Here is a 1,697-nt window from a genome sequence, read left to right as displayed (position 1 = left end):
AGCGGCCTACCCGGCGTTTTTCAAGGTAGTTGTCGCGTCCACCATCGTGCTACGCGACCTTGATGCTCACTGCCAGCTCCCTTTCGGGGTTCAGATATACCGTTCCGGCTGGCTTCCAGTTGCGTGTCTCACCAGACCAACGCTCCGGTCTCTTTTCTCTAGCTTGCCCGTAGATTGCATCGCGCCGGGCCAGGATTTCCCGGTCTTTTCCCTCGTGACGTTGAGCCGGTGTCACAAAACGGATTCGGCTATGACGATGCTCGGTGTTGTACCAGGTCATAAAGTCCCTCACCCAAACACGCGCATCATCCAGGCTGCTAAAACCATCTAGTGGCCACTGCGGGCAGTATTTCAGCGTCCTGAACAGTGATTCCGAATACGGGTTGTCATTGCTGACGCGCGGTCGACCACGAGATGGCGTGATGCCCAGATCGTACATCTTGGTCAGCAGCGTCACCGACTTCATCGGCGCGCCGTTGTCAGAGTGCAGCACCAGCGGCTGGCGCCAGCACTGTTCCCGGGTCACGCTTCGTTGCAGTAATACTGCTGCTTTTTCACCACTTTCTACGTCGTAAACTTCCCAGCCCACCGCCTTTCGGCTGTAGATATCTTCGATCAGGTAGAGGTAGTAAAACTTCCCTCGAACGGGTGACGGCAGGTACGTGATGTCCCACGACCACACCTGATTAGCGGCTGTCGCCGCATGAGTGGTGGGTGCCGGATGACGATGAGGTCGCTTGGCACGTGAACGACGATGTTGCTGGCCTGCGGCATGCAACACACGATAAAACGTCGCCTCTGAGGCTACATAACGCCCCTCGTCCGCCAGTTGTGGCACGATCTGACTCGGGGGCAGATGCGCGTAAGCCTTGCTGTTGCACAGCGCTACGATGGTCTGGCGCTCGAAATCGCTGAGCGCATTGCTGGGCACGGGTCTTGAGGTTGTGGTACGCCCATCGGCCAGTATTTTTTCAGGCAAACTCCAGCGTTGCAGTGTCCGTAGCGAAATGCCGACCTCCAGACAAGCAGGCGCCCTGCGGGCGCCCGCCGCGATGGCTTCATTGAGCCAACCAACGAGTAAATACCGTTCTGGCAACAAGGTCAGTTGCCCTCGTCGTCGCTCCCCCAGTAGGCATTGAGCTTTTTTCGCAACACCAGTAACGCCGCTGTCTCAGCCAATGCCGCATCCTTGCGCCGCAGTTCGCGCTCAAGCTCGCGGATACGGTTTTTATCGTTCTTCGACTGGCCGGTGTTTACATTTTTAACCTTTGTTTGCTGGGTGCTAATGGCGATAAATGCATTGCGCCAATCAGTGATTTGCTCAGGAAAAATCCCTTTTCGCCGGCAGTACTCACCCAGTTCCAGCTCTGACAGAGCTGCTGTTTCTATGATGACCGCCATTTTGGATTCGGCTGACCAATTCTCAACAGGTTGTTTGGTGTCGGACAATTGCGTTCCTCTGGCAGCGGCTTGCTTGCGCCAATAATGGAGAGACATATCGCTGCAACCTTCGCGGCGAGCGACCTCCGCCGCCGAGAGGCTCAGGGGCGGAAGCATCATTTTTAGCAGCGCAGCTTTGCGCTCTTCTGAGTAGAAAGGCATGACTGGTCATGCCTTTCTACTCAGAAGAGCGCAAAGCTGCGCTGCTAAAAATGATGCTTCCGCCCCTGAGCCTCTCGGCGGCGGAGGTCGCTCGC

1 protein-coding gene is annotated in these 1,697 nt (G+C 56.5%); it reads right to left on the bottom strand.

The window, feature by feature from the left end; all coding sequences use genetic code 11:
* Positions 1–49: 49 nt before the first annotated feature.
* Positions 50–1,602 (bottom strand): IS3 family transposase gene (locus HX815_RS31105; RefSeq protein WP_218169046.1). Its coding sequence is split into 2 segments (ribosomal slippage): positions 50–1,140 and positions 1,140–1,602, totalling 1,554 coding nucleotides; the frame shifts between segments, so codons are not numbered across the junction.
* Between the last annotated feature and the right edge of the window lie 95 nt (positions 1,603–1,697).

The sequence above is a fragment of the Pseudomonas sp. E6002 genome (assembly GCF_013385565.1).
GTDB lineage: Bacteria > Pseudomonadota > Gammaproteobacteria > Pseudomonadales > Pseudomonadaceae > Aquipseudomonas.
The sequence above is the reverse complement of the archived record's forward strand: the minus strand, read 5'-3'. Positions and strand labels throughout refer to the sequence as shown.